The following is a 24,986-nucleotide window of genomic DNA, read 5'->3' on the forward strand; positions in this document are numbered from 1 at the left end:
CCGTGAAATCAATCGAAAATAATGCTTGTTATGATGCAAAACAATATTTAGAAAAAAGAGAAATATTGCGTAGAAGTCTTAAAGAACTCCAAAGCGAAATAAATTTCACAAATGAAGACCCATATGCGTTTTTTCACCTAGATGAAAACGCTCAAAAGAGTAGTGTTGAAGATATATACTTCGGTGAATTAGAAAGGATCAGACTATTAGCCCAACGTGATGAAACGATACACAAGTTGATGTGGTTATCTTGGGGATATAAAAATACCATACGCACATTAATTGAAGCTATAAATGAACAAAGGTTTTTTACTTTTAAAAACTTGGATCAAATCTTCTTTGATAACAGGACTGGCTGCATATATCAAAACCTTAGTGTCGTAGAACCTGTATCTTGCAAACTATGGGAGGAAAAAAACTTATGGGAAGAATATGAGTTACACGGCATAGGGAAAGGCAAATGGACTGTTCATACAGAAAAGAATCCGATTCCTTTTTGTATCCCTGATAAAAAGTTTAGACCAGAGAAAGAAGTTACGATTGCATATAGCGGGGACGGTGCTTATTATCCTTGGGGTAGCTCAACTTATAAATGTCTTGTCAAATATAGTAACCATACTGATCCAGAAGCCGTAGATGTCCTCAACTATCATTTGGATTCATCGGTTGTAGCACTTCTAAGATGCCCTGTCATTCATCTTCAACAATTTGATACTTTCGAACCAGATATATGGGGCAACTCTCTTCCCGCACGGAAGAAAGCTCTAGCTATCCTAAATTACTTTATTGAAAACAATTGGATTCCCATTTTCGAGCCAAAAAAAAAGCACAGTGAGACTGCTGAAGAACTTAAAGAAAGATGTGATGAATATAACCGTCTTTATGATATTTACTCTAGGTATAAAAAATTACAAAACGAGTTAGTCGAGGTAGAGAAAAAAATAGACTACGCGAAAGAAAAAAATGCGACCAATTTGCTTTCACCCTATTTTGACTATATTACAGAGCTGAAAAATTATGATTTAAATGCAATTCAAAAATCCACTTGGCAATATAGTCTGGCAAGTAAAAAATGGATTACAAATCTATTAAGCAAACTTAATGATTGGGAAAGTCATAATCTTGATTTGTTTAGCAAGATTATCAGGCTGAAAACTCAACTTGAACAACAGCCACTCATACATAATTTGACAGTTGAAGAACAGGAATTTTTTGAATCTCAAAAACAACTGTTACAAGAATATCTTGATATTGATTTAATATCTTTACGCTCAAAGTTGACGAATCTTTTGGAAGAATCAAACCAGCTTCTGTCAAATACCAATATTAAAACGCTTAGTGATCTACATGCCCTTGGACAACAGCCTGTTCCAAATTTCACACTGCTTGCAGAATACACGGCAACTCTATGTACCAGTACATTAAGAAAAGCTGAATTACTGGATGAATCAATGGATGTTATCAAAAAAATCTCAAGCTACATGAATCAGGTGCTACAAAATCATCTGATATTCATTGATAACTCTAAACAAAAATTGATCCAAATTGGCTTAGACAGTGGTATTGAACTAGATAAAATTGATGAATGCTTTAATGAATGGCGCACTGAGCGATTAGTGGCTCTGAAACAACTTCGCTCTTTATTTGATGCAGGATTAAATCAGGTTATAGATGAAAAAACAGTAATAGATATATTCTTGTCTATTGAGCAATATCAAAATGATCTGGATGAATTTTATTGCAAAAAGCGTTTCGGGATTTATATAACAAATGAAAGTAAGATCAATGGCGACAGTTTAGAAAAGTTAGAGAAAGAGCAACAATTAACTATTCTTACTCATAACCTTATTAAGCGATTAGAAAATATTATTTTCAGTTGCAGCACGACAGCGCAAAAGATTTGGTTGGATAAGTTTGCTAATGCTTGGCAACAAACATCAGTGAACCTCATTGTTGATCTATTAAATGATGAACAATTAATAAATCGAAATGAAATTTTCCTGAGCATGAATGAAGAATTTAGAAAGATTCAGCAACAGAACCTAGCAGAATTTCTACATGATGCACAAAGCTATAGTAATGCTTTGGATCAAAGGGAAAAAGAACTTGCTACATTGATGTTTAAGATGCGTAAAGCAATAAGTAAAGAGTTAATTAAATAAGGATTATATTATGGGATGGTTGGATTTTGGGTCTACTATTGTTTCTAATGTTGCTAGTGCAATAGGTGGTTTTCTGGGTTCATCAACAAGTAGTAACGGTGATTCTGGCGGTAGGTCGTATTCAAATTCAGGAAGCTCTACAGTTACCAATTATGATCCAGACAAGATTAGGGTGGCTGAATTAGAGAACGAGAGAGTTCATCTAGTTAAAGAAGCTCAACTCGAAATAATTCAAGCAAATGCTAAAATTGAAGCTGTAATGCTTGAGGCTAAATTCAGGGGTTTTCAGGCTATAGCTGATTCCTTAGCAAGAATGCAAAAAGAGCTAGATCAATTGGCTAATTCGAGGCTCGAACTTATAGAGCGTAGCAGTTTAGAACAAGTTAAGGAAATCGAAGCTTTTTATGGGGAATTAGCCAAGTCGATAAATGAAGATGATAAATTCTTCACGATCAAACTTCCGCAGCTTTTGGAAACTTCCAACCAATTTCCTGAAAATTCTGATAGTAAAAAAATTTACATGGATGCAATTGCTTTGGAGATAAAGCGATCCATCGACTTTAAAAGCGAACAATTAAGTAATTTAGGCTTTCGTCAAAAAGCAGTAGTTGATGCCAATTTGCAAAGTAAACTTGCAATGAGTGAACATGCTAATAACCTGTCTTTAGGGATTAAGCAAAATATTCAAAACCAAGTGAATATGATTGAATCAAAAATAAGTGATAAGCGTGATCTTAATAGCGTAAATCAACTTAAACTTGATTAAGAATTTTTTTTTCATGCATTTTACTTCCTCAATCCAAGATTAACCGTTCTTGAGTTATGCTTATTAGTGCAGTTATTAGCTTAGATAGGATTGGGGTTAATTATTCCGACCACGATGTTTCAGCTTTTTCAGTAAATCAATATGACTTGGTTGTTCATTCTTGATTGATGTAGGATTTTTCTTGAAAAGTGGGCCAACTGTTAACGATTGCTTTACAATTGGAGACGATTTCTTCACTTTCTTCTCATTGATTTTTGGCTTTCTAAGCTCAATCTCATGATATTTTATTTCTTTATGTTCACTCAACATTTCATCTTGTGATTGAGATATAAAGTTTTCTTTTGTTTTATATAATTCGTGTACATTAGTTTTCATCTCACCTAACCCCACATTACTGACTTTTTCTACCATCATTTCCATAATACGAAATATATTACGTTGAATAGTTGAACCGAGATGATGTGCTTTAGAAATATCGATCGATGCAGTCATGACACATGGCGTCACTGGCATAGAACCAAAGATTGTATATTCATCATGATGAAAATGGTGTGTAACATCTTGCTCATCAGGATTAACTATCATCAAGCCAATAGTCTTGTTTTCTCCAGTTGCAGCAAAATGGATGCCATGTAAATATTTAATCATACAGTCACGCATTGCCTCATGGAAAGCTTTTTCTGATGTCATGTATTTAGCATCCAACATAAGTAGTGACTCATGATTTGATGTATACATACGCAATACAATATCAGGGGACCTGCGATACAATCTTTTTTTAGCATTTTCTGAATTTTGGCGCAGTTGAAAACTACGGTTAGGTATATTTTTATCCACATGTGCGTCGTTAGAATCTTTCTTTCTATTCCACGCCTCTGTATTTCTATAAGAAGCTAAAACCCTATCCTTAGCATTAAGTGAATTGCGGTCAGAAGTATAGATATTTGGTTCATATAGTAGTTCTGCTTTTACCTCTTCACTAAGTTTGAAAACGAACCGATCATAACTCGATCCATCTAGAAGTGTTTCTGCGAGAGCCTCTCTGAATTGTAAGCTATAATTCAGGACATGCTCTTTAACAAGACAGAACAGGTAATATTCAAATAACTTAGGTAAATTTTCAATTGAATTTAGTTGATTTTGTAAGCTCCAGTCTGGTTTACCAAATCTCATCCATTCAATCATCATCAAAAAGACCTGACGATAATAAAGATTATGCTTTGCTTTATGAGTGAAAATAGGCTCTCGCAAATAAGGTTTTTTTACATTAATTCTATTAACAAGAAGCCTTTTCAAGAAAAAAAGTCGAGAAATAAAATGATTGCAACGTTCAATCACTGGTCGATTTAACTTTTCTTTAAACTTATCAATTTTATTAAAAAGAGATTCATAACCTGAGATATCTCTTCTTTCATCTTTCGTGCACTTTTGTTGTAAACCCTTTGTAATCTGTCCTAATGATTGAATTAATATATGTATAAAACCATGTAGAACTTCGTTTTCATAAAGATCACACTCTTCAACGATTTCCGTTTCTAATACTTTATCAACAGCGAAATAACGATCATCTATAGAAAATAGACTATCTTCTTCATCTAAGACCTCATATATGTCTTCAGTTGTATTGATTAAATGGTTGATTGAATCTTCAGTGAGCTGAGAAGAATCTTTATAAGAATTCAGACGATTAACTTGTACTAGTTTAACAATAGGATGTTGGGTAATCTTTGGCAATAAATCTTCAAGTGACAAAATATATCGCTCTACACTATCCAAGGTATAAGTGATTGTTTTATCACCTTCTTGAAAGCCAGAATATTTTCGTGTCATACGTGCGAGAGCTGCTAGATCACTGCCATCGTTTCGGCCTAAGAAATCTAGCATTGCACTGATACGATCAGCATTAATTTTACGTGCTAATATTTCAATCGGGTGCAAATATTGTGCATTTTTAATTTCAAAATTATCAAAACCAAGGTCTAGGTAATCTGTAATGATCAGCTCTGCTATACCGCAAAAATTATGAAAAAGTGCTTGATACCTCCAACTATTCTTAATCTTTTTTGGTTCGCAAATATATTCGTAATATGGTTGATCTTTGCATAGCTCTGATTTTTGAAAAAAGGGAATAAACGTTTCATGTAAATTGAGATGTAGGTTAGGACGCTCCTCACTAGTCTGCACCCTGAAGACTAAAACATCATCTTCACATAATATGTATGGCATATTATTGGGTGGAGATTGCATCAGGTCGAGTACTTGGCCCTTATTACGTCCAGCAATAACCTCAACGGATACTTTCATAGAATGATTTATTCCCTTAAAAAACATTAGAGCAAAGAAAAAGTGTCAGCGAACTCTGAACCATTATCGAGAATTTGTTTAACTAACTGATTTGATTGTGACAACCTATACTCACGACAAACTTTATCTAGGTCTATTAAACGTTCTTTAAAGTCTTTACCATATCCTCTGATTTTAGGAATAACATGTTGAGCTATAGCAAAATCTAAAGGGGGAACATCATTTTCAAAAGCCAATTGGTTTGCTACGGCACAATAATTATAAATCGCATTCATTTTACGATTAGAGATATAAACTGGATGTGCACTTCTTGCATCAGACTCTAAAGCATGTCTAATCTTTGCTAATGCATTTCTCTCTAATTCCAGCTTACCAGAATTCTGTAATTTAAGCGTTTGTTCGCGACTTATCATAAATGCTTCGGCTAATTCCTGATAAGGGACAGCACCGTTAAACCCTAAATCATCTAGAGATAAATTATCCAAGTTATTATTCTCATTTGTTAGCGTAATAACACTAGCACGATCAAGTAAACGATCTGATAATGGTTCTACCGTAGCATCCGTATTGATGGTAGCAATGAATCTTAAACTTGGCGGTAAATTGAGGGTAAATGTATTACTCTTTCCTCCAAGATTTAAATTTTTACCTTCATGGAAAGTATCACAGATAGAAAGAAAATCTGACCAGTAATGTTCCATCGGGGAGAGATTTGCTTCATCTAAGAGAATGATACTCAGCATTTGATGATTAATAATATCGTCCTTGCCACTACTCTTAGCATATTCTAATGCTTTCAGCATACTGTAGATGCCTGTGCGCCCCTCTTCATAACTCATCCGAAGTGCATTTTTATTACCTAGCAAATCCTTGCTTGATGTCCACCCACGTGCTACGGCAACATTCAAAAAGTTAGCTTTATTCTCTATAGGTCCCTTTATTCCAAGGGCATCAGCAAAATGATGAACAGTAGAAGTTTTACCTACACCAGGTAGTCCATTAAAGATCGTCAAGTAAGTCTGCATAACGGTAGTCATAAGGTTGGCAGTTCCGTTATAAGACAATTTTCTACCATCTCTTTGATTAATATGTCTTTGTAAATAATTAATATAGGATATTCTTGTTTCACCTGTGACTTGATAGGCAGCTGGAGTTAGTTTTTCAGGCTCATAAATTTCTTCTTTTATATTGTTTGCCCCAGTCATGATAGAGCGTAAAGTAGCAAACTCTACAGCCTTATCACTTAATTGGTGTGGATTTTGAAGTAAAGTTCTCTGCTGATTAACCATTTGTTCAAATTTATTTAATTCACCTTGCTTTGAATTTATTTGACCTTGAACATGATCCAAAACCCCCTGTTTCTGAGTAATTTTTTGTTCTAAATCTACAAGACTAGAAATATTGTTTAACTCTTTAGTTTTTAAAGCAATCTGGGTCTGTAAGTGCTCCAACGCTTCATTCAATTTTGAGTTATGTATTTCTTCACTTTGCTGTTTAATCGACTCTTTCTCTTTTTCAAAATCCTGTCTAAGTTGGGCAATATTATTATCAATATCCAGTTTTTCATCAGTATATTTTTTCTTTAAATCTTCAATTTGATTTTGATATTTAGCTCTAAGTTCTTCCACTATAGGAGCATTTTCTTTTTGTAAATCCTTTATATGATCTTTTAAAATATTTTCTTTATTCTTGCTTAAAAAACCATTAAGAAAGGCACGTCCTTGTTCTGAATCAAGATATTGTTTTATAATGGAAAATTCTTGATCCTCCTTGTTAAGAAATTGATCTAATACCATTTGTAAACGTGATATACGCTCTGGATGTTCTACTGCGTTGTTATGAAGATAACGCTGTATAGATATGCTCAAGCTCTTTGCTTGACTTTTAGATATTGAATCATCTTTCGCAAAGTCCAAGCTTTGATAATATTGAATTAATTTACTATCGGAGATGTAGTCTATCGTTTCAAATGGAACAGATGATTTTAAGATATGCAAACTAGTAATATACATAGCCTCTAAGCCATGCGATTCAACTTTAAGTAAAATTTTTTGTTCGATTAAATCATTTAAAGCAAATTTAGCAATATGATTACTTTTAAGATCAAGAGGAGTTTTAGTATCTACAGTTTCAAAAACAATATGCTCATCTTCATTTATTTTATTTTTTTTGATTTGAAATGGTCCATAAACATAGTCACCGACCAAAGCAAAAAATGGATGAACAACACTGGATAAGAGAGATACCGCATAAGATTCTAAACGTCCTGTGCGAATATCTGGTAATGCTGGTAATTTATAAATTTGTTTATAGTCAGATGAAATCGTAGATGCGTGTTTACCTAAAGAAAAGTATTTGCACTTGGTTGGATCATTTAATATCTCGTTAGAACTATTATCATCCTCATACCCATTATAATGTGAATTCAAATAAAAAATTTTATCACTAGGAAAGCTGTTCTCAATGTATGGAAATCCACTACTTATCCAGATACGATTATTATTAGGAAAGTCAATCGGGTTAGTATAAGTAACTGTCATATCATCATTTTCATAGGCGATAGGAACAACATAGCCGCTAACTCGATCATTATTTGTATCATTATTTGTATTAGATGTTTTCAGTCCATGTACTATTAATCGCACCACTACGCCCCTCAAAAATAATTTAAATCACATAAATATTCTTATATTACATTTAAAATGATCACATATGTAAACATTCTCAATTACTGTATTGGATTGCTCCGCTAATCCTCAAATAAATAACTGAAGTTAAAAGTAGAGGTTAAGGAGCCATTAGAGGAGGCTTTCTTTTGTTGGCTTTGTGTGGCCGTTCATGATTGTAATGCCACAGCCAACTCGTTGGATAATCTTGCACTTCTTCCAGTGGGTCAAATTCTTGCTCAAGCAACATACCGTATAGTCCGATTATAACGTTCAATATAGACATTTTGATGTGGTTTACCTGATTGAATATATTCAACACAACTACCGTCTTCAGTTGCCCAGCGTAATAAGTTCATGACTGATAAATTCCGCTCTATTGTCACATTGGATCACAAACGGTTTTTATCGATATTCAAGTCACTGATTGAGTGTTCGAATAACTCGTATGTCAGTAATAAGAATCCTGCTCCAATGGCTAGTCCGCTTTCCCGACCATTTTAGATTGGGTAGATAACAACTCCCTATGCTATATTAGTCTTGCCATATCTCTGCTGAATCGCTTCATAGACTTGTATCAGGTTTTCATTACTTTGTAGTTTTTCCTGATCTACAAACAGTGTCGGGGCATAACGCTATTTACCGATTATATCAGTCAGCATCACCCCACATTTTTTATATATCACACCAGCTTCATGTCTGTTCCAAATGCTTTAATGCGATCCGTACCAAGACAGTGACATTATCGATTGGCTCATCCAAATCAATCGAAAGCATTTTACCCTAATAGGGTAAATGCTGATCAAAGGGATACGATTGCGGAAAGACAATTATGTACCATAGAGTGCATGTTCAGCTCTGTGTCGTTATTCTTTGCTATACTCATTTTAGTTGTTAAATTAATGGAATCTAAAAATGCTTAAGACCACCGAACAAAAAAAAATATACATTCAAAAGACGCGTTTGAAAAACTACCAAGCTAGTCTCAAACTTGAAGGGATCACCGCATCTGGTAATCTAACCCAACTAAGCAAAGCGCAAATTTTGCAAAAATATAAAAAGTATTCACAACCAGAAAGCTAACTGAGTACTGCTATGGATAAGTATGGGGAACTAGGGGATAGCCTATATTGCTATTCGGGGACAAATATTCTAAAAAACAAGCTGAATATCCGTGATGAGCAGGTTTTAGAACAAGCGGAACTTGAACTATCAGGCTTATCGAGTAGCTTAATTGAATATGCGGAACCGCCTTACGATTTGCACTACTTACAATCTATCCATGCACAGCTTTTTGGCGATTTGTACGAATGGGCAGGACAACTTCGGCAAATTGATATCTCTAAAGGTGATACTCGCTTTTGTACATTTTCCCGTATCGAAATTGAAATAAATAAATTACTTAATCCACTTCAGCAGCAGAATTACTTTCAAGGTCTAGAACTACAACAATTTATACCTAAACTTGCTGATTTGTATTGTGAACTCAATGTCATCCATCCATTTCGTGAGGGTAATGGACGTACCCAACGTATTTTCTTTGAACACCTAATTGCCTACTGTGGCTATGGCATTGATTGGTCGAAAATCAACTCTAAAGAACAATGGGTACAAGCAAATATTGAAGGCTTTTATGGTAATTTGCAGCTATTAATTCAAATATTTGAATCATGTCTCACCCTACCAGACTAAAAAATAAGGGAGCCAAAGCTCCCTTCAATTAGTGACTGGCCAACTTGTTCAGAATCCATTAATTGACTTACCAAGCTGACTAGATAATTCAACTGTGCTCAATTCACAGCTCTGACACTCTGCTGCAACCCCTGCTGAATATCCTGCACAAACCCTTCATGCGAAGCTTGTTGCTCTACCATAAAGCTTTGCTCTTGTTCGGGATAGTATTCCTCCAACACATCTAGTCCTTCCTCTATATCCGTTTCAAACCTTGCGTTCGCAAAACCTCGTCTGGCGATATGATCTACAGCCTCTTGATAGAATCCAGCTTGTTTACTCTGTTCGTCAATTTGCCTAGCTTGAGCAATCGCATCATTCAGACTAATGCCCTCTCGTAAAGTCAGATCCACGTAGTACACAGGTTGGCGATAGCTTTGGGTGGTACTTTTTCCACGTAACGTGAGTTGCAATGGTAAACACGACAACAAACCACCTGATGCTGCATGGTAATAATTTAGCCGTGCTGCCAAGGTGCGGATACTGTTAAAACCTGTGGTTCTAAAAATGAATGTACCGAGTTCATCACTTTCATCCAAATTGACATGTAAACGTCCATAGAGCTTGCAGTGCCCACCTTGGGCTAATGGGCAAAGATCCGGTGAAGGGCAGGCATGCTGTTCGATACCTTGATTGGTCAAACGCTGACAGGTTTCCCCATCCCCTACACAGATAGGACGGCCAGTCTGCCTATCAAACATGGTGTACTCTGCGCGTAAGTTCAGATCAGGATCATTGAAGATCATCCTGACTGGAATCGAGCGTAGCTTTTGATTGGGTACTTTTTCTCGGAGCTGCTCATCTAATGGATGCTTCACCCATCCATCTTTATTCTGGATTTGTGAAGTGATGGTGAACTGGTCATCCTTTTCAGGCAGACGTTTCCCATTCTTTTCAACAACGCGACCAATACTAATACGTCCAAGAATCGGTGGTGTAATCGCTAACCCTTTAATCATGATAATTTTCCTCTAAGTAAAATTTTACTATTGACCCTTTGTTATGTAAGCAAATACAAAACCGTTTAAAGATCAGATGAAATGCAAAGACCGCCATTATTAGTCCACCGCTCCTTCGGGAGTCGGTGGATCGGGGTGGTTTTTTGCGCTTTTGGGAAGATTGGAAATATCGACGTGATGGATTCAGTCATCGGTATAGATCTGAAAACGTCGTGTCCCGGCTTTGCTTTGTGGAAACTGCTCAAGCATTTCAGGATGAAGTTTGAGTAAGGCTTTGCTGTCTAAACTGATTGAATCTTTGGATTTCTTCCACGTCACTGAACCATTGGCAAAGGTTGCTCGTTCAGCATCCCTCATCAACATCTGGATTTGATGCTTAGTTTCATCAAAGTTATTTTGATGCTGTTCAATGTGATGCTTTTCTTGAATCAGTTGAGCAAACAACTGATTGGCGTGTTGGTTTTGGCTGAGGTCTTCTACTGTTAAGGGAATGTGTTGAGGATACAATTGTTGAATGGCTTTGGCTGCCGATTCACTAGCATCGACTGAAGGCGGTGTGTCATTTTCCACGCATTCCCAGAAGTATCGTTCAGCATTGATGATGTGTTGAATCACTGATTCGCTGCGAACCACTTTATAGATACGCGTTTCGTGACCACAGATCAGCACACAGATATGTGCTGCTCGTTTGCCTGTCACTGCCAATTGATGTTGTACCTGACACAAGACATATAAAGGCACGCCATTTCGCCAAAGTTTTGCACCATACTCACCTGCTGTTTTACATTCCAGAATTTGGACTTCATCACTACCAACCACAGAGTAATCCAGATTAGCCAGCATAAAATGCTTATCAGGATCTGGATGCTGAAGCACTGCATTGATTCTGCGTACCTTGTTATTGGTATGCATGCTGTAGTATTCAGCCACCAATGGCTCTAGCTGTTTGCCCCAATAGAGTGGAGCGATACCTGAACCTTCATCTTCAATCGATTGTTTGAATCGCCCTGTCTTGATCATCCAAAGTTCGAGCATCGACATATAGGGATTCAATCCACAGGCTGCTGCACAATCACTACTGCCAATGCCTTGTCGTCTGACTTCAAGCCAGTCAGATTGAGTCATATTTTTGGTATTGACCAATCGTTTTGCTGTAAACAATTTTGGGGCAATAAAGGGTGTACTCGCTTGTTGACTGGATGGGTTTAATATTGCTGTATTCATATCTTGCTTCCTCATTTTTATATGGGTGATGGCAAATAAAGGGCATAAAAAAACCACACCCGAAGATGTGGTTTAATTATTTTTAAAATGTAAATTTATCTTTAAAATCTAAATGATAGATCTAACTTTCTATTGAAAAAACTTAACCTTTTACACTATGACACCATGCGTAAAGCCTGTTCTAGTCCACGTTGCTTGATCGCTGCTCCTGCACCAAACCAAGCTGAATCGAGTCGATGATCTGTACTCATGGCACGACGCTCGTGATCGATAAATTCTGTAATTGAACAGAGTAATCCGTAAGCCGTGTCCTTAGATGATGAAAGTGTTGCACCACGTCCCTGACCGTTAAACATGTCCATTGCTTTAGTCATCGCCTTGGCATTTGGCTCAGCTTTTTCCTTGGCATTTGCCTGTGCTGCCTGAGTTGCAACATCACGGTAGAACTGAATAATATTTTCTTCCTGATCTGCAATGCTCATTGTGGTGTTATTAAATACCGCATCAAAGTAGGCTGCGGCTTCAGACTGGGTGACTTTACGCTGACTGAGCTGCTTCATTTCATACATGTGTTCATCCCATGCACGAACTGAAATACCCAATTGCTGTTTGACCTTATCTGCATCAAACTTGGTGCTATGCGGAACTTTCACTACACCTGCACTACTGTTCTGACCACGTAAAGCAATCGCCAAGGTGTTGTTGCAGACGACACGGATGGAAGTAAATTGTGCTGTTGTGGCAAGCGTACCGTCACATGCGGTTGCAAGAAGAATATAGCCATTACTGACATCCTTTCCCTTGAGTGCTGTGCTTTGACCTGTACGTGCCAATGCCCAAAATTTCTTGCCGCCTTTAAGTACTCCTGCGGTTTCCAGCTCAAAGCCTGATTGTTCAGTTAGATCACGATAGAACTCTAAGATCTCACGAGGTTGGACTTCCTGAAAACGTTGACTGACCACTGACAAAGGTTCATGGGTATCAGAACGGTACAGTACACGCTGGTCTTCATACGGCATGATGATACTTTGCCCACGTTCATTCTGTGCCATATAACTGACGTTAGATGACTCGATACGCCAGTCCATGCCTGCCTGCTGTGCCCAGACCTCAATCGGTTGGTTTTGACTTAGTTGATTTCCTAGTCCATGCCAAGGGGTTTCACCGACATAAGCCATTTGTTCAAGTTGATGTGCCATGGTTGTATTCCTTTTAATTTGAAATTTGATTCTGTGTTAATACCAACGATCTTTAGTGCAGAAGATGCGTTGGAAATTTTTGGTAGCAGTTATGACAGAAGCACAAACTTTGCTGTGGAGGTGTGCTTTGTTCTGTAAAAGAATTAAACAAACCACCAAGTACAGTTCCTGCAATTCCTCCAACGATGGGAGGCAAATTCAAAGACTTCGCAACGGTTGTGCCTAAGGCCCCTAAAGCTGCGGGTGATGCAAAATTGGATAATGTTGAATTTGCTTGTTGTGCATTCGCTTCAACAATCATGATGTCGGTTGAATGACAAAAGGGACAATTCAAGCTCATGATTTGACTCCTAAATTTTGGGCATAAAAAAGCCTGCACGATGGCAGGCTTGATATTCATTTTTCATGTGTACTCTAAAGAGCTTCATGATTCTCATTAGGATGTTATGTATCTGAAATTATTTGGGATCATTAATTTCAGGTACTCTACAAAAAATATTAATCCAAATTTTCAAGTTGTTTACATGCTATTAAATTCAATTCCACAAATTCATTCCATGTAAATTGCTCTTTTAAATGCTTTTGATAAAAAGTATCAATTCGACAAATTTCTGGTCTTCTTTCATAAATACTACATAATTTAGAATCCAGATCATAGTGATGGCAAATACCATCACCACGATCTAAATGCTTTGTTAATTCAGATAAATTTACGTGTCGACAACATGCACCACATTGGGTACATGGGAATGTTTTCAACTCTAAACTCATTTAACAAACTAACTCTTATTACATCTCTCTAAAATCGCCATCTATATAATTTTGCATTTTAATAATATTACTTGATGCATCACCCAATAAATTACCCTCTTGATCTAGTATTGCTGTATCGATAAGAGCTTTTAATACTTGAGCAATTTTATAGTTTTTCATCACAATGTGCTTATTTTCTAGAGTGTAGATTGAATAATCAACCCCTTGTGAATCAATGACATTCTTCAATAATTTTAAATTACGTCTAGCGTGCATTCTAAGTGTACTAATAACTTCTGACGCTTTTTTTGCGACGTCTCGAATACCATTCGTTAAAAGAATAGCTGAATCAATATCAACCTTAAATCGCTCAGCTTCTGCTAAGTTACTCAAAGCATCATTCACTTTACTTTCTGCTTTTGCTCCCATGTACCAGCCAGCAACCAGTAATGCTGGGCCTGCTGCTAATGCACCTAAAGCTAAAGTGCCTCCTGCAACTCCCATTCCACCAGATGCTAATGTACCACCACCTAACCATGCTAAGGTTGCATTTGTTGCAGCAACCCCACTCAAACTACTAATTGCTGTACCAGTACTTGCAGCTGCAAATGCCATTGTTCCATTATATGCACCAAAAGCAGCTAGAGCACCACTGAGAGCACCACCACCAGCCCCTAAACCTGAACTTACTAGAAAAGAAACCTTTTCATCCATTTCCTGTAGTGCCTGTTCACTGAATTCAGATAACTGTAAATTTCCTATTTCTGCGTCACCAATATCATCTTTATTTTTAATCTTTTTAAATTCTTCTAAAAAGTTATGTATATTCACTTGTACAGCTTCAACTTTAAGCTGACCTAAATCAGTCAATGTTTTTTGACAATCATCACGAGATACTTCTAATTCGGACTCAGCATACCTTACGATACTTTGTGCTGAACTATTAAGATCATTTGCATCCATATTATCCTTAATAGCTTTACCGCTTTTATAAAGCCCAACAGCCCCAAGTCCCAAACCAATAATTAAAGGAACAGCCATCCCAAATACTCCTACTCGTTAATTAATTCTTTAGCTTCTTTATTTGCGGCAAAAAGACGCTGAATTACTTCCATAAATTCTTCTATGTAGGCTGAATCGACTCTTAAACAAATGCATATTTGCTTAATCAAATCCATCTGATTATTTGAAATCTTTCCACTATTAAAACAAAAACTAATTAATTCAAATAAAACTGATTTCTTATCTTTGTTAGTCATTTCATCCAAATATGCAGTTTTCGTACTTGATAAAATTTCTACCGAATCCCTTAGAATTTCACTTTTAATATCCTCAAAACTTATCATAACTCCATGAATTTTTTCTGGATTAATATCCATCAAATCTATTCCTGATGATATTAACTCATGAATTACTCTCTGCTTAACATCCTTATCATCACCATATTTTTTAAAAATACTTTGTATAGAATGGTTTAGAACATGTCCTAATGCTGGAAAGTATCCATTACTTAAATATTCTTCCATACTCTCAAAACCATAGTATTTACCATTGTAAATAGACGATACTTCTTGATCATCAAAGCTATATTTTTCACTACCATTTTCCAAGGAATCTTTCAAAAAAGAATTATGATTAGTTGTAAAAAAATTTGATTTTTTTTCTAAAATAGAATCAAATGTTTGTGCATATTCCTTTAATTTACCTAACTCATAGTCATCTATACACTGGGAATAAGGCTGGATAAAATTTTCTTCATTCTCTCTAATTTCAGTGGCCGTTGATTCTGAACTTTTCTCAACCATTGCCAAAAGGCAAGCGTATTCCAATAAAAAAACTTTTGATGCTTTGTGTTCAATTTCGTGTAAAAACATTTTTTTTCCTAAAGTCTAAAAGGTTCATCGGATAACATCATTTGATCAAACTCATCAAAACTATTGATGCTTAATTCTCTACCCAACGATTGAGCAAATTTATTAATGCCAACACAAAAGTCATCAGCAGAAATATCTGGATTATCTAAAACTTCAAACATTTCTCGACTTTCTTGATCGAGTTGAGAAAGTTTTTCAATAAAAATTTTATTAATTCTTTTTTGATAGAAATAAGATAATTCTTTTGCGGCCTTACATTTCATTTCAGTAATGGCACGTTGTTCAGCAGATATTTTAGCTTTTTCTAATACGTCAAAAAAACTTTGATAGAAAGTATTTGTCAGAGCATAACCTATCATGCCACCAATTAATCCACCTAAAACAGGTACTGGTATTGCTAGCTGTCCAATCATTGTAAACATTGATGCAGATAATGTTCCCGATACAGTTAAATGCATTTCTTGTAATAGTTCTGTGCCATCAATTTCACCGTTAGCATACCTATTAACAGATTTCCCTGTCGCCAAACACGTTGTCATTATTGTTGCTGGCAATCCTGCTGCAGATAATGATCGTAAGGTTGAAGAGGCAGATTGTTGCATATATGTCTTCGCTGCTGTTCCAACAAAAGCTGTTCCATAACCAACACCAGCAGCCACTAAAGTATCTTGTGCTACATCTATTGCAGCATCACTAAAATCTTTTTGATTAGAATAGACAGCAATCATATTACTTATAAGCGAAATGCTTCCACCAATGACGGCTCCTAATTTCGCACCTTCACTTCCAGCCTGATGACTGACATCAGTGATATCTAGAACAGTTTCCCATTCAGGATTTAATCGATATTTAATTGCCTGATCAGTGGTCAAACCAGAATCCGTAATTTTCCCTTCAAGTTTTTTATAATTTTCAATATTTTCACGATATTTTGTAGCTAATTCGCTTTTACCCTGCTTTTCTAAAGCCATAACTTGCTTATTGAGCTTCTCTACTTGAGTACGACAATAAGTTTTCATTTCCTCAACTTGCTCTGTTGGAACTTCTAACTTATCTACAGCCATATAGCGTGAATAGTCACTTTTTCCCTTACCAGAACCAGCAGCAATTTTATCAACCAAACTTTCACTATTGGTGACAAACTTCATTTGTGATGTAACTTCTTGATCATCAAATAATTCTACAATATCAACAACATTATGATTCTTCCCATAATGCGCTAAGTCTTCACTACGAGTAAAATGAGAATTACTTTTATTAATTATTGATTTGGCATTTCTACGAGAAACACTGGCAATCTCAGCAGAAAATCCAGCTTGTTGCTTAATATTTTGATCTGCATGGTCTACATTAATTTTATAAGACTTTATATCTCGTAAACTTCTATCAAACTCTTTTCCAGTTTGATAATCTATGCCTCTTAGACCCTTTAGAAATTCTGCTCCAGCAGAGCCATAACGCGAAGTCGTTTCAAACAATGCTCCAGTAATAGCATAATCTTGTAAATCTATTGTTTCTTTCATTTCCCCAATCCACCATTTATAAATTTTATCTTATTGATACAAATATTTTTTTAATTGAGATTCCAACTCTTGCTGTAAATCTTCAGGATTAACAATTTTAATATGGGGAAGCCAATAACGAACCAAAGGTAAAAGTTGAGTCTTATGAGTGATACGACTAGATAACAATAATCCCCCATCATCCAATCTTTTAATAACTAGCTGTTCGGGTAGCAACTGTCTTTGTTGAAAATGGAAAGCAATTTCATGATCAATGGATAAAACCACTTCAAATTTATCAACTCCAAACCAAATACTTTCTTCCTTCTTTAATTGCTCCAAAATTTTAATATCTGGTTTAAAACTAGAAAGCTCTAGGCTTTGGAATGATTCAAGATGGGCTATACGATAGGCTTTCAAGTTACCATTATGTACCGCTGCTAAATACCAAGAGCCATGATGATGTACTAAACGATAAGGTTCAACCAATCTGGTTTCACCCTTATATACAAAACTAATCCGACCATTTTCTTGAATAGACTTACCAATACTTTTGAATAAGTCTTTAAATTTTGTAACATCTTCAAAAGAATATCCCTTAGCACTGTAAATCTCATTTGCACGGCGATCTAAAAGCTCACGTAAAAAAGCTATATCCAAAGATGGGTATAAATGACTAATTCCTGAAAGTTGAGCAAAACTACGGATATCATTCGGAGTAATCTTCCCCAAATAATTTGAATCCAAATAATACTTTTTAGTCCCTTCATCTTGGAGTAAAGGTAAATAAGTATTTAAACGGTCAAAATCTCTAGAAATAGTTCTGCTACTTACTCCAAATTCTGATGCCAACTCTTTAGCATTTAACTGATACCCCATGTTCAACTTAGTTAAGATGTTAGCTAAACGATCTGCTAGACGCTCATGAGTCGACTCATCTTGCCGCATAAATTAACCTTTAATTATTCAATCAAGTATACAATCTGTCGTTCTTAAATATCGTGTAAATATAACACAAATAAAAAAACTAACATATTGATTAATTTAAATCTTTTTTAACCGTTCTAGATAACGCTCTAAATTCAGTATTGCTAAATAAGTTCGCTTCAACTCAGACAACTTTATCGTTCCAAATACAAATAATTTAAATATACGCTTTAAGGCACCAATTTTATGATGACTAGTAAATGGCTTTAAATACATTTTCATAATTTTTACCTTCACTATTTTTAATCCATTTTTAATTAACACATAAGCCTATTAAGAACTTGTGTAAATATAAAAAGTCAAAGTGACAGGTCGTGTCATAAGCTATATTTTTTAAGATAAGAATTAAGAATTTATCGTAAACGCTATATTACGGATCTTCACAGAAAAATGCTGATAATGATCAACTATAGCTCTACGGTATCGTATTTATTGAAATACCGTGGTGATCAAGTGCTTGAAGCTGAATTGATTACAGATCAGGGGAGCTTCATTATTACATTTTAAGGCTGTAGAAATTTTAGAACAGCTTCAACAATGAGAGCACTGCATGATTCAGATGCTCTCCTTTTTTGTGAAATTATTCCAGTCCTCTGCGGTTTTTCGAATCAACCACTCCTCTGCCAAAGCTACGCATATAGGCTAGATCTTTTACTCGGGGATGTTGTTGCTCTTTTTCAGCATTCACCAAATAAGGGACAACGTAATTCAGAAAATTATAAACTTGATCAGGATTTTTACTATGAATCATACCAATCCCTAATGTCCCCATCGCTTCATAGATGGCTTTATAGTCGGAATGGTTACAGTTAAAAATATAACCACATCCATGTGTAATCTGTTCCCAACACTCACCTACCCACTGCCCCATTTCAAAATCACCTCGATGTATATTTCCATCGTACATAAGCAAGAGATGACAATGGTAGCCTTTGCTTATGCCATGCTCTAATGCCCATGCATAACCATGTAAACCACTAAAGCAAGTATCCTGATCTGCGATTCGACGAAGCAATGTTTCTAGCGCTTTATTGAACACTTGGATGTTGTATAAGGCTTGATATTCTTTCTTGATAGATAAATCCACTCGAACCACCAGTGTTCTCGCATAATGATGAATGAGTGTAGATGTATAATCAAAAAGGCTATACTGATTCTCTAATTCACGTTGTTGAAAATCAATCAGTTGCTGTTTTACACAGCCAGATAATGATTGTATATAAGTCAGAATATGCCAGACTGTCATATCATCAATACAGACTATACAATCATAGTCTGCCTGCCGCATTAGACGGAGTGTGCGATCGACGATGTTCACAACCTCAATGAATATCTGCACTGTATTACAATAGAAAAAATTAGCGTTATAGATGGGCTTAAATGACTGAATCAGCTTTTGCAGGTCTATCATCAGGTTTTGAAGATATAGATCATAGCTACCCAAGCATACTTCTTGAATGAAATGGTCTACTGCTGCCAATACTTCTGCTTCATGGTAAAGCTGATCATATGGATTATTTTGAAATTGAACATTTTGGTACATTTAGATTCTCACTGAAACATAAGGTTCATATGTAAGTGAGGAATATATTTTTTTACTGATCTTGATTCTAAAGCAGGATGTTGTGATCATCCTGCTTAGCTGAATATGCTCATAGACTTTGGAACATACTATAGGGTTAGTTCTGAATATTTTAATACTGTGTTATTGATACATAGTCTATAGCCCATTTGAGTATGGGCTATACTGTGCTAAGTGACTCACAGTACTCACTCAACTAGATAAGATATTGTTTATGTTTAATATATTACTCTTGTAGTTAATAAAATATATTACCTGTTAAGCAAGTTCCTATGATCTAACGATTGCACCATAGGCCCATACAACGATAACAACCAAAATATGGGAATGTTGCAAAAGCTAAAGTTACACCAGACTTTGTTTTTTAGAAAGACTTCCTCTAAACACCCTATACATCCGTTTTCCGTTAATTCGCAACCCAGACTCCACCTTAGACTGTTCCTCAGAAATAACCGCTATAGCTTTAAGATAAAGCTGGAGCTCAAACGGACAGTAATAAAATTCAGACAGTACAATATAAGAAATAGCATGCTCACAAATGAGCTTTTTCATACTTAGATTATTTTTTCCAACCTCTAAAAATCGAGGTTTCAATTTTTTATGTGACCAAGCAACAGGCAACTGAACTGCTTCAAATCTTATCGCATCTGTACCTTTAAATTTATAAACATCTTTCTCTCTGATTCTATTGAAATAAATATCCTCCCAGTAATAAATAATGTCCTCAATCCATTCATCTACTTCGATGCCAATATCAGGCACAATAAACATAATTCTAAAGCACAAATTATTGTTATCAGCTAAATCCCAAAAACCCATATATCCCGAAATCTGAGCGAGCTGCCTGTATCCCCTTATCGAATTCATAAAATCTTTTTTTAGATTGATATAAGTATCATCAATTAATTTTTGCTGACCATGAACAAGAAACTCAATGGCAAAAATAAAGCTTTTAGTACTTAAACTCATCGCATCATTAAAATAGTCACAATATTCATGAAATTTTTTTACTGCCTTATTTTCATCATTTTTTCTCTTTGTGAATTCTTCATGTTCTCTGAACATATCTAAGAACTCATCCAAATATGCAACACTTTCAACTGAAATTTCACTAAATTTTGAAGGGAAAAAGCTTGCAGGCAATAGGCTTAAGTCAATAGGTTTATTCCTTTCATTCAAGATTGGTTGCAGTTTTTCGCGCAAACTCACTAATTGTTCATTTTTTATATGTAGATCAAGAACATCGTAAAATAGCTCAACTCGAGGCGTCGACTCAAATAAATTTACTTTTCTGCTCTCTCCATCAATATTGACAAACTTTGTATTTTTCAAACCAAAATCATAAGTGAAAAATTCAAAAGGATAAAACTTATCCGCGTAAATAGGCGGGTAAAACTTATTCCAAGTCACTTTAAAATATTGCCCTTTGATTTTATCTAGTGATCTGATGAACAGTATTAATTCCAGCAAAATTCTCAGATCTAACTCTTGTCTTCGCTCAATTAGTCCATTTCGAGTCAGGTCTTGCTGAAGATTAATAAATACGTTTTTAATTATTTTATCGCCAAAATAAACCAAACCCATTGAATTACCTGTAATTTTATATAAATTTAAGATGAAATTTGTAAAATATAGCACCTAATTTCAGTCTAATAAACTCATATTTTAATGTTAAGTGACAATTTATTTAGCTTAAGATTTCCCGCAGTAACTCTGGTTGGGTTCTTAGCTCATGAATAATAGTTTCAGCAATGTACCCACCACTATATGGCATCTTATACCCAAACTTTTCCATCTCTTTAGAAGGATATTTTGCTTTCAGTATCTGATTAAGATTGTTAAGTTCCAGCTGTAATTTTTCTATTTTTTTCGCAATTGATGCTGGCTTTCTTCGCACGCCATCTGACTGAGCTTTAGCATACAACTGCTTACTCTCCTGCTCCAATTCACTAAGCATTTTTTGCTTAAGCGCAAGTTCAGACTGAAGCCATTCAATATCGTAAACCTCAAAAGCTTTGACTAGATCATCAAGCACAAAATTAACTGCTTGATTCAAATTATCCCATTTGCCACGACGCGCCACATGCTCTCGTAGAGTACGATATAAAATTTCACGTCTTGGGTATAAATGTTTTTCATAGCGTGCTTTAACAGCAAGGATTCCCTTGGCACTACGGGCAAGCTTATTATTTTGAATGAACTCCAACCCACCTATGATCTGTACATAGGCAATTAAGATCTCCGAATATTGTCTTTGGAACATTCGGGTAGACAAATGCTCCACCTCAAGTCTTAATGTATTTATCTGTATTAAAAGCTGTGCAATCTGAAATGGCTTGAAAGGGATTGAAACCACATCCCCCATCATTTCTAAATGACAAGCTAACTGCTCACTCAATGGAAAATCATTCTGCTGCATTCTTTTTATGATTTTTTCAAAATGATCTCTATATAATGAATTTTCAGGTTTAATTGACGTATCTACTAAATCACATTGATAGTAATAGCAAAAATTTAGCCATATATCCTGTTGAATCCGATCTAAGTCCGACAAATTTTTATTAGTCATAAATTATTAAAATACAATAAATTAAATAGCATAATACTACTATATTTTTAAAATCTAGTACCAATCTACTTTTACTATTTTCAGGATACTAAACTGAATTCATCGAGATAATTACTAACTTTTAATCATGAATATATCTTTAAAAATTTCCACATCCGATTACCTATTTATGAAATATCGCTCTATGACAGTAGAACTAATGACTATAGTTTCTGACTATTATCCTCATCTTAGTAAAGCTGAAGCATTGAGAAAGGCGAATAATCAAGAATTCCCTTTCTCTGTATTTAAAATAGATCAGAGTAAACGTGCACCCTTTCTAGTACACGTAAAAGATTTAGCAGATATTTTAGACAAAAAGTATTCAGAAGCTTCTAAAGACTATGCTACGTTTCATCGATGAGGCGTAGCACCTCTTCAAATTGTATAACATCTCTTCTTGCCTTCACTGATACATATCGCTGTAAACTACTCCAAGAATCATGCAAACTTACTTTCTGAATTTCGGGAATAGTCATGCTCTGCTCAGCTAATCGGGTACAGCCTTCATGCCTCAAGTCATGAAATCGTAAATCTTCAATCCCCAACATTTTACAAGCTTCTCTAAACTCTTTGCCTAAACTTTTAGGGTTTAAGGGTAATAGTAAATTTTCATCATGTCCAAGCTTTAACATCCGTTCTCGAACTTCTGAATGCTTTAGTCTTTTGATCAGTTCCTTACATGGATCAAGTACATCAAATGACTTATGATTACCTTTAGAGCCATTGGGATTCTTTAGATCATGTACTTTCCACGTAGAATGATGTGAATCATAATCCCGCAGATAAAGCCGTGTTAATTCGGCTTCACGTCTGCATGAAAAAATTGCAAACCACATTATCAAATGCATTGGATATTTTGAATTGTAACGATTTAACTTCCATCGCTTTGTAAAATACTGCGTCAATGCAATCAGTTCATCTGTTGAAGGAAGTCGGTCTCTTTTTTGACTAGATGATATTTGACGTGTTTTTCTTAACTGGGCAGTAGCCTTATCAAAGCCATTTAAATCAATATCCATTTCCCACATAACAGCAGCATGAGAAAGCACACCTCGGATATGTAAAAGCTCATGTTGCTGCGTACTGGTAGCAATAGGCTCAAGATTAAGGTGAGGAACTCCCCCTTTCCTCAAAGCAACATGCTCAGCCAAATGTACTGATTTTATTTTTGTGATAATATTGCGCGCGATTGGCAGCTTCTTAATTAAGAGCAGAGAATAGCGTTTCGTCCTTCCGTACTCGCTCCCGACTTCATCCAAATATTTATCTATGGCCTCTGATAAAGTCAGATCAATCAGCTTTTCTTTGCCAAGCAAAATATCAGGATTTTCTTGAATCTCGACCTCTCGTTTCTTAATCCAGTTTTCAGCCAACTTCTTTGAGTGAAATGTTTTACTTTCAGAAAAAGTAGGAAAGCCCTTTCGATTGATTCGAATTGCAGCACGATAGTTAACTTTACCATCTGCACCTTTCCTTGCTGTAATTGACCCCATAATTTACACCACAAACTATTTTTTTAATTATGGTGTAAAATTTGGTGTAAATGCAAACAGATTAACCCACCTTAATATAGGTTCACACAGATTCGCTCAGATTGCGAAATACAGATTAAAGGTATGATTTTTAATGACTAATATAAAAAACATTGAAAACACTCAATCTCCGAGAATCAGTGTAGCACCGATGATGGATTGGACCACACGTGACTACCGTTTTTTTGCCCGCCTGTTTAATCCGAATATCATTCTGTACACCGAAATGGTGACGACTGGTGCCATTCTATTTGGTGGTGCAGAACGTCATTTGGACTACAACCACGAAGAACATCCAATCGTGTTACAGCTTGGCGGTTCAAATCCAAAAGACTTGGCAACCTGTACTAAAATGGCTCAAGACTGGGGATATGATGAAGTCAACCTGAATGTCGGCTGCCCGAGCGACCGCGTACAAAACAATAAAATTGGCGCGTGCTTAATGGCAGAACCTGACCTGGTTGCTGAATGTATTGCTGAAATGCGTAATGCCGTGGATATTCCTGTCACTGTCAAACACCGTATTGGGATTGACGACATGCAGTCTTATGAAGAAATGCTGCATTTTGTCGATACTGTAGCTAAAACCGGTTGTGACAATTTTATTATACATGCCCGGATTGCCCTGCTTCAGGGCTTGTCACCTAAAGAAAATCGTGATGTTCCGCCTTTACGTTATGAAGATGTGTACCGTTTAAAACAAGACCGTCCAAATCTGCTGATTGAAATTAACGGTGGGGTCAAAACCTTTGCCGAAACTCAAGCGCATTTAAAGCATGTCGATGGGGTGATGATTGGTCGCGAGGCTTATCACAATCCATATTTATTGGCTGAACTAGGACAATTATGGAACCTAGAAGCGCCTGACCGTTTTGATATTATGGCGCAAATGATGCCGTATATTGCTAAACGTATGGAAGAAGGTGCTCCACTTTCGATTATCACCCGTCATATTCTCGGGTTGTTCCAGAATTTGCCGGGTGCACGCAAATGGCGTCAGGCTTTAAGTGGCGGCAATGCCAAAACCCTAAAAGATGTAGAAACAGCCTTGATTAATATTCAGGAAGCCATGCAACGTACTGAAGAGTATGTCAGAGAAAATCAGGCACATCTAGCATCAAGTTGATTGCAACT

General features: G+C 35.9%; 21 protein-coding genes and 1 pseudogene. 6 read left to right on the top strand and 16 right to left on the bottom strand.

What is annotated here, in order from left to right:
* Positions 1 to 2 precede the first annotated feature (2 nt).
* Positions 3 to 2,162: a hypothetical protein gene (locus tag B9T38_RS05765; RefSeq protein ID WP_086195875.1), complete on the top strand. Its 2,160-nt coding sequence runs from the start codon at positions 3 to 5 to the stop codon at positions 2,160 to 2,162.
* Between the two features lie 10 nt (positions 2,163 to 2,172).
* The gene (locus B9T38_RS05770; protein WP_086195876.1) at positions 2,173 to 2,928 is read left to right on the top strand and encodes a hypothetical protein; all 756 of its coding nucleotides are present in this window, start codon (positions 2,173 to 2,175) and stop codon (positions 2,926 to 2,928) included.
* Positions 2,929 to 3,024: 96 nt separating this feature from the next.
* Here B9T38_RS05770 and B9T38_RS05775 read toward each other — a convergent pair whose 3' ends face one another.
* The 3 genes and pseudogenes from B9T38_RS05775 to B9T38_RS05785 all read right to left on the bottom strand — a co-directional run.
* The gene (locus tag B9T38_RS05775; RefSeq protein ID WP_143222665.1) at positions 3,025 to 5,232 is read right to left on the bottom strand and encodes a hypothetical protein; all 2,208 of its coding nucleotides are present in this window, start codon (positions 5,230 to 5,232) and stop codon (positions 3,025 to 3,027) included.
* A gap of 26 nt (positions 5,233 to 5,258) precedes the next feature.
* Positions 5,259 to 7,877, bottom strand: a complete 2,619-nt coding sequence (locus tag B9T38_RS05780; protein ID WP_251992209.1) for a DUF8727 domain-containing protein — start codon at positions 7,875 to 7,877, stop codon at positions 5,259 to 5,261.
* A gap of 142 nt (positions 7,878 to 8,019) precedes the next feature.
* Positions 8,020 to 8,392 (bottom strand): annotated as a pseudogene (locus tag B9T38_RS05785) (integrase core domain-containing protein); the annotation flags it as partial.
* A 421-nt stretch (positions 8,393 to 8,813) separates the two neighbouring features.
* Here B9T38_RS05785 and B9T38_RS05790 point away from each other — a divergent pair.
* Positions 8,814 to 8,981 (top strand): YhfG family protein, encoded by a 168-nt coding sequence (locus tag B9T38_RS05790; protein WP_086195878.1) that lies wholly within the window; start codon positions 8,814 to 8,816, stop codon positions 8,979 to 8,981.
* Positions 8,982 to 8,993: 12 nt separating this feature from the next.
* On the top strand, positions 8,994 to 9,590 hold the full coding sequence (locus B9T38_RS05795) for a putative adenosine monophosphate-protein transferase Fic (protein ID WP_032007969.1): 597 nt from the start codon (positions 8,994 to 8,996) through the stop codon (positions 9,588 to 9,590).
* Positions 9,591 to 9,688: 98 nt separating this feature from the next.
* On the opposite strand, the gene B9T38_RS05800 is transcribed toward B9T38_RS05795, so the two are convergent.
* The 12 genes from B9T38_RS05800 to B9T38_RS05855 form a co-directional block, all read right to left on the bottom strand.
* A complete protein-coding gene (locus B9T38_RS05800) occupies positions 9,689 to 10,588 on the bottom strand; it encodes a recombination directionality factor (protein ID WP_086195879.1) in 900 nt (299 codons plus the stop codon).
* A 183-nt stretch (positions 10,589 to 10,771) separates the two neighbouring features.
* Complete coding sequence (locus tag B9T38_RS05805) at positions 10,772 to 11,812, bottom strand: YqaJ viral recombinase family nuclease (protein WP_086195880.1); 1,041 nt, start codon at positions 11,810 to 11,812, stop codon at positions 10,772 to 10,774.
* A 155-nt stretch (positions 11,813 to 11,967) separates the two neighbouring features.
* Positions 11,968 to 13,011 (bottom strand): DUF932 domain-containing protein, encoded by a 1,044-nt coding sequence (locus tag B9T38_RS05810; RefSeq protein WP_086195881.1) that lies wholly within the window; start codon positions 13,009 to 13,011, stop codon positions 11,968 to 11,970.
* Between the two features lie 52 nt (positions 13,012 to 13,063).
* Positions 13,064 to 13,351, bottom strand: a complete 288-nt coding sequence (locus B9T38_RS05815; protein WP_034681927.1) for a hypothetical protein — start codon at positions 13,349 to 13,351, stop codon at positions 13,064 to 13,066.
* Positions 13,352 to 13,509: 158 nt separating this feature from the next.
* Positions 13,510 to 13,782, bottom strand: a complete 273-nt coding sequence (locus B9T38_RS05820) for a YkgJ family cysteine cluster protein (protein WP_086195882.1) — start codon at positions 13,780 to 13,782, stop codon at positions 13,510 to 13,512.
* An 18-nt stretch (positions 13,783 to 13,800) separates the two neighbouring features.
* On the bottom strand, positions 13,801 to 14,805 hold the full coding sequence (locus B9T38_RS05825) for a hypothetical protein (RefSeq protein WP_086195883.1): 1,005 nt from the start codon (positions 14,803 to 14,805) through the stop codon (positions 13,801 to 13,803).
* Positions 14,806 to 14,816: 11 nt separating this feature from the next.
* Positions 14,817 to 15,638, bottom strand: coding sequence for a hypothetical protein (locus B9T38_RS05830; protein ID WP_086195884.1), 822 nt, complete (start codon positions 15,636 to 15,638; stop codon positions 14,817 to 14,819).
* A gap of 8 nt (positions 15,639 to 15,646) precedes the next feature.
* The gene (locus B9T38_RS05835) at positions 15,647 to 17,161 is read right to left on the bottom strand and encodes a hypothetical protein (protein ID WP_086195885.1); all 1,515 of its coding nucleotides are present in this window, start codon (positions 17,159 to 17,161) and stop codon (positions 15,647 to 15,649) included.
* 30 nt (positions 17,162 to 17,191) lie between these two features.
* A complete protein-coding gene (locus B9T38_RS05840; protein WP_086195886.1) occupies positions 17,192 to 18,088 on the bottom strand; it encodes a helix-turn-helix transcriptional regulator in 897 nt (298 codons plus the stop codon).
* Between the two features lie 619 nt (positions 18,089 to 18,707).
* Positions 18,708 to 19,670: a YagK/YfjJ domain-containing protein gene (locus B9T38_RS05845; RefSeq protein WP_086195887.1), complete on the bottom strand. Its 963-nt coding sequence runs from the start codon at positions 19,668 to 19,670 to the stop codon at positions 18,708 to 18,710.
* Between the two features lie 384 nt (positions 19,671 to 20,054).
* On the bottom strand, positions 20,055 to 21,293 hold the full coding sequence (locus B9T38_RS05850; RefSeq protein WP_086195888.1) for a hypothetical protein: 1,239 nt from the start codon (positions 21,291 to 21,293) through the stop codon (positions 20,055 to 20,057).
* 103 nt (positions 21,294 to 21,396) lie between these two features.
* Positions 21,397 to 22,278, bottom strand: a complete 882-nt coding sequence (locus B9T38_RS05855; RefSeq protein ID WP_086195889.1) for a hypothetical protein — start codon at positions 22,276 to 22,278, stop codon at positions 21,397 to 21,399.
* A 127-nt stretch (positions 22,279 to 22,405) separates the two neighbouring features.
* Between B9T38_RS05855 and B9T38_RS05860 the strand changes: the two genes are divergently transcribed.
* Complete coding sequence (locus B9T38_RS05860) at positions 22,406 to 22,681, top strand: pyocin activator PrtN family protein (RefSeq protein WP_086195890.1); 276 nt, start codon at positions 22,406 to 22,408, stop codon at positions 22,679 to 22,681.
* Here the strand turns inward: B9T38_RS05860 and B9T38_RS05865 are convergent.
* The gene (locus B9T38_RS05865; protein ID WP_086195891.1) at positions 22,665 to 23,813 is read right to left on the bottom strand and encodes a tyrosine-type recombinase/integrase; all 1,149 of its coding nucleotides are present in this window, start codon (positions 23,811 to 23,813) and stop codon (positions 22,665 to 22,667) included. The genes B9T38_RS05860 and B9T38_RS05865 overlap by 17 nt on opposite strands.
* 133 nt (positions 23,814 to 23,946) lie before the next feature.
* Between B9T38_RS05865 and dusA the strand changes: the two genes are divergently transcribed.
* On the top strand, positions 23,947 to 24,978 hold the full coding sequence (gene dusA, locus B9T38_RS05870; protein ID WP_086195892.1) for a tRNA dihydrouridine(20/20a) synthase DusA: 1,032 nt from the start codon (positions 23,947 to 23,949) through the stop codon (positions 24,976 to 24,978).
* Positions 24,979 to 24,986: the final 8 nt, after the last annotated feature.

It is taken from the genome of Acinetobacter sp. ANC 4218, from assembly GCF_002135245.1.
Taxonomy (GTDB): domain Bacteria; phylum Pseudomonadota; class Gammaproteobacteria; order Pseudomonadales; family Moraxellaceae; genus Acinetobacter.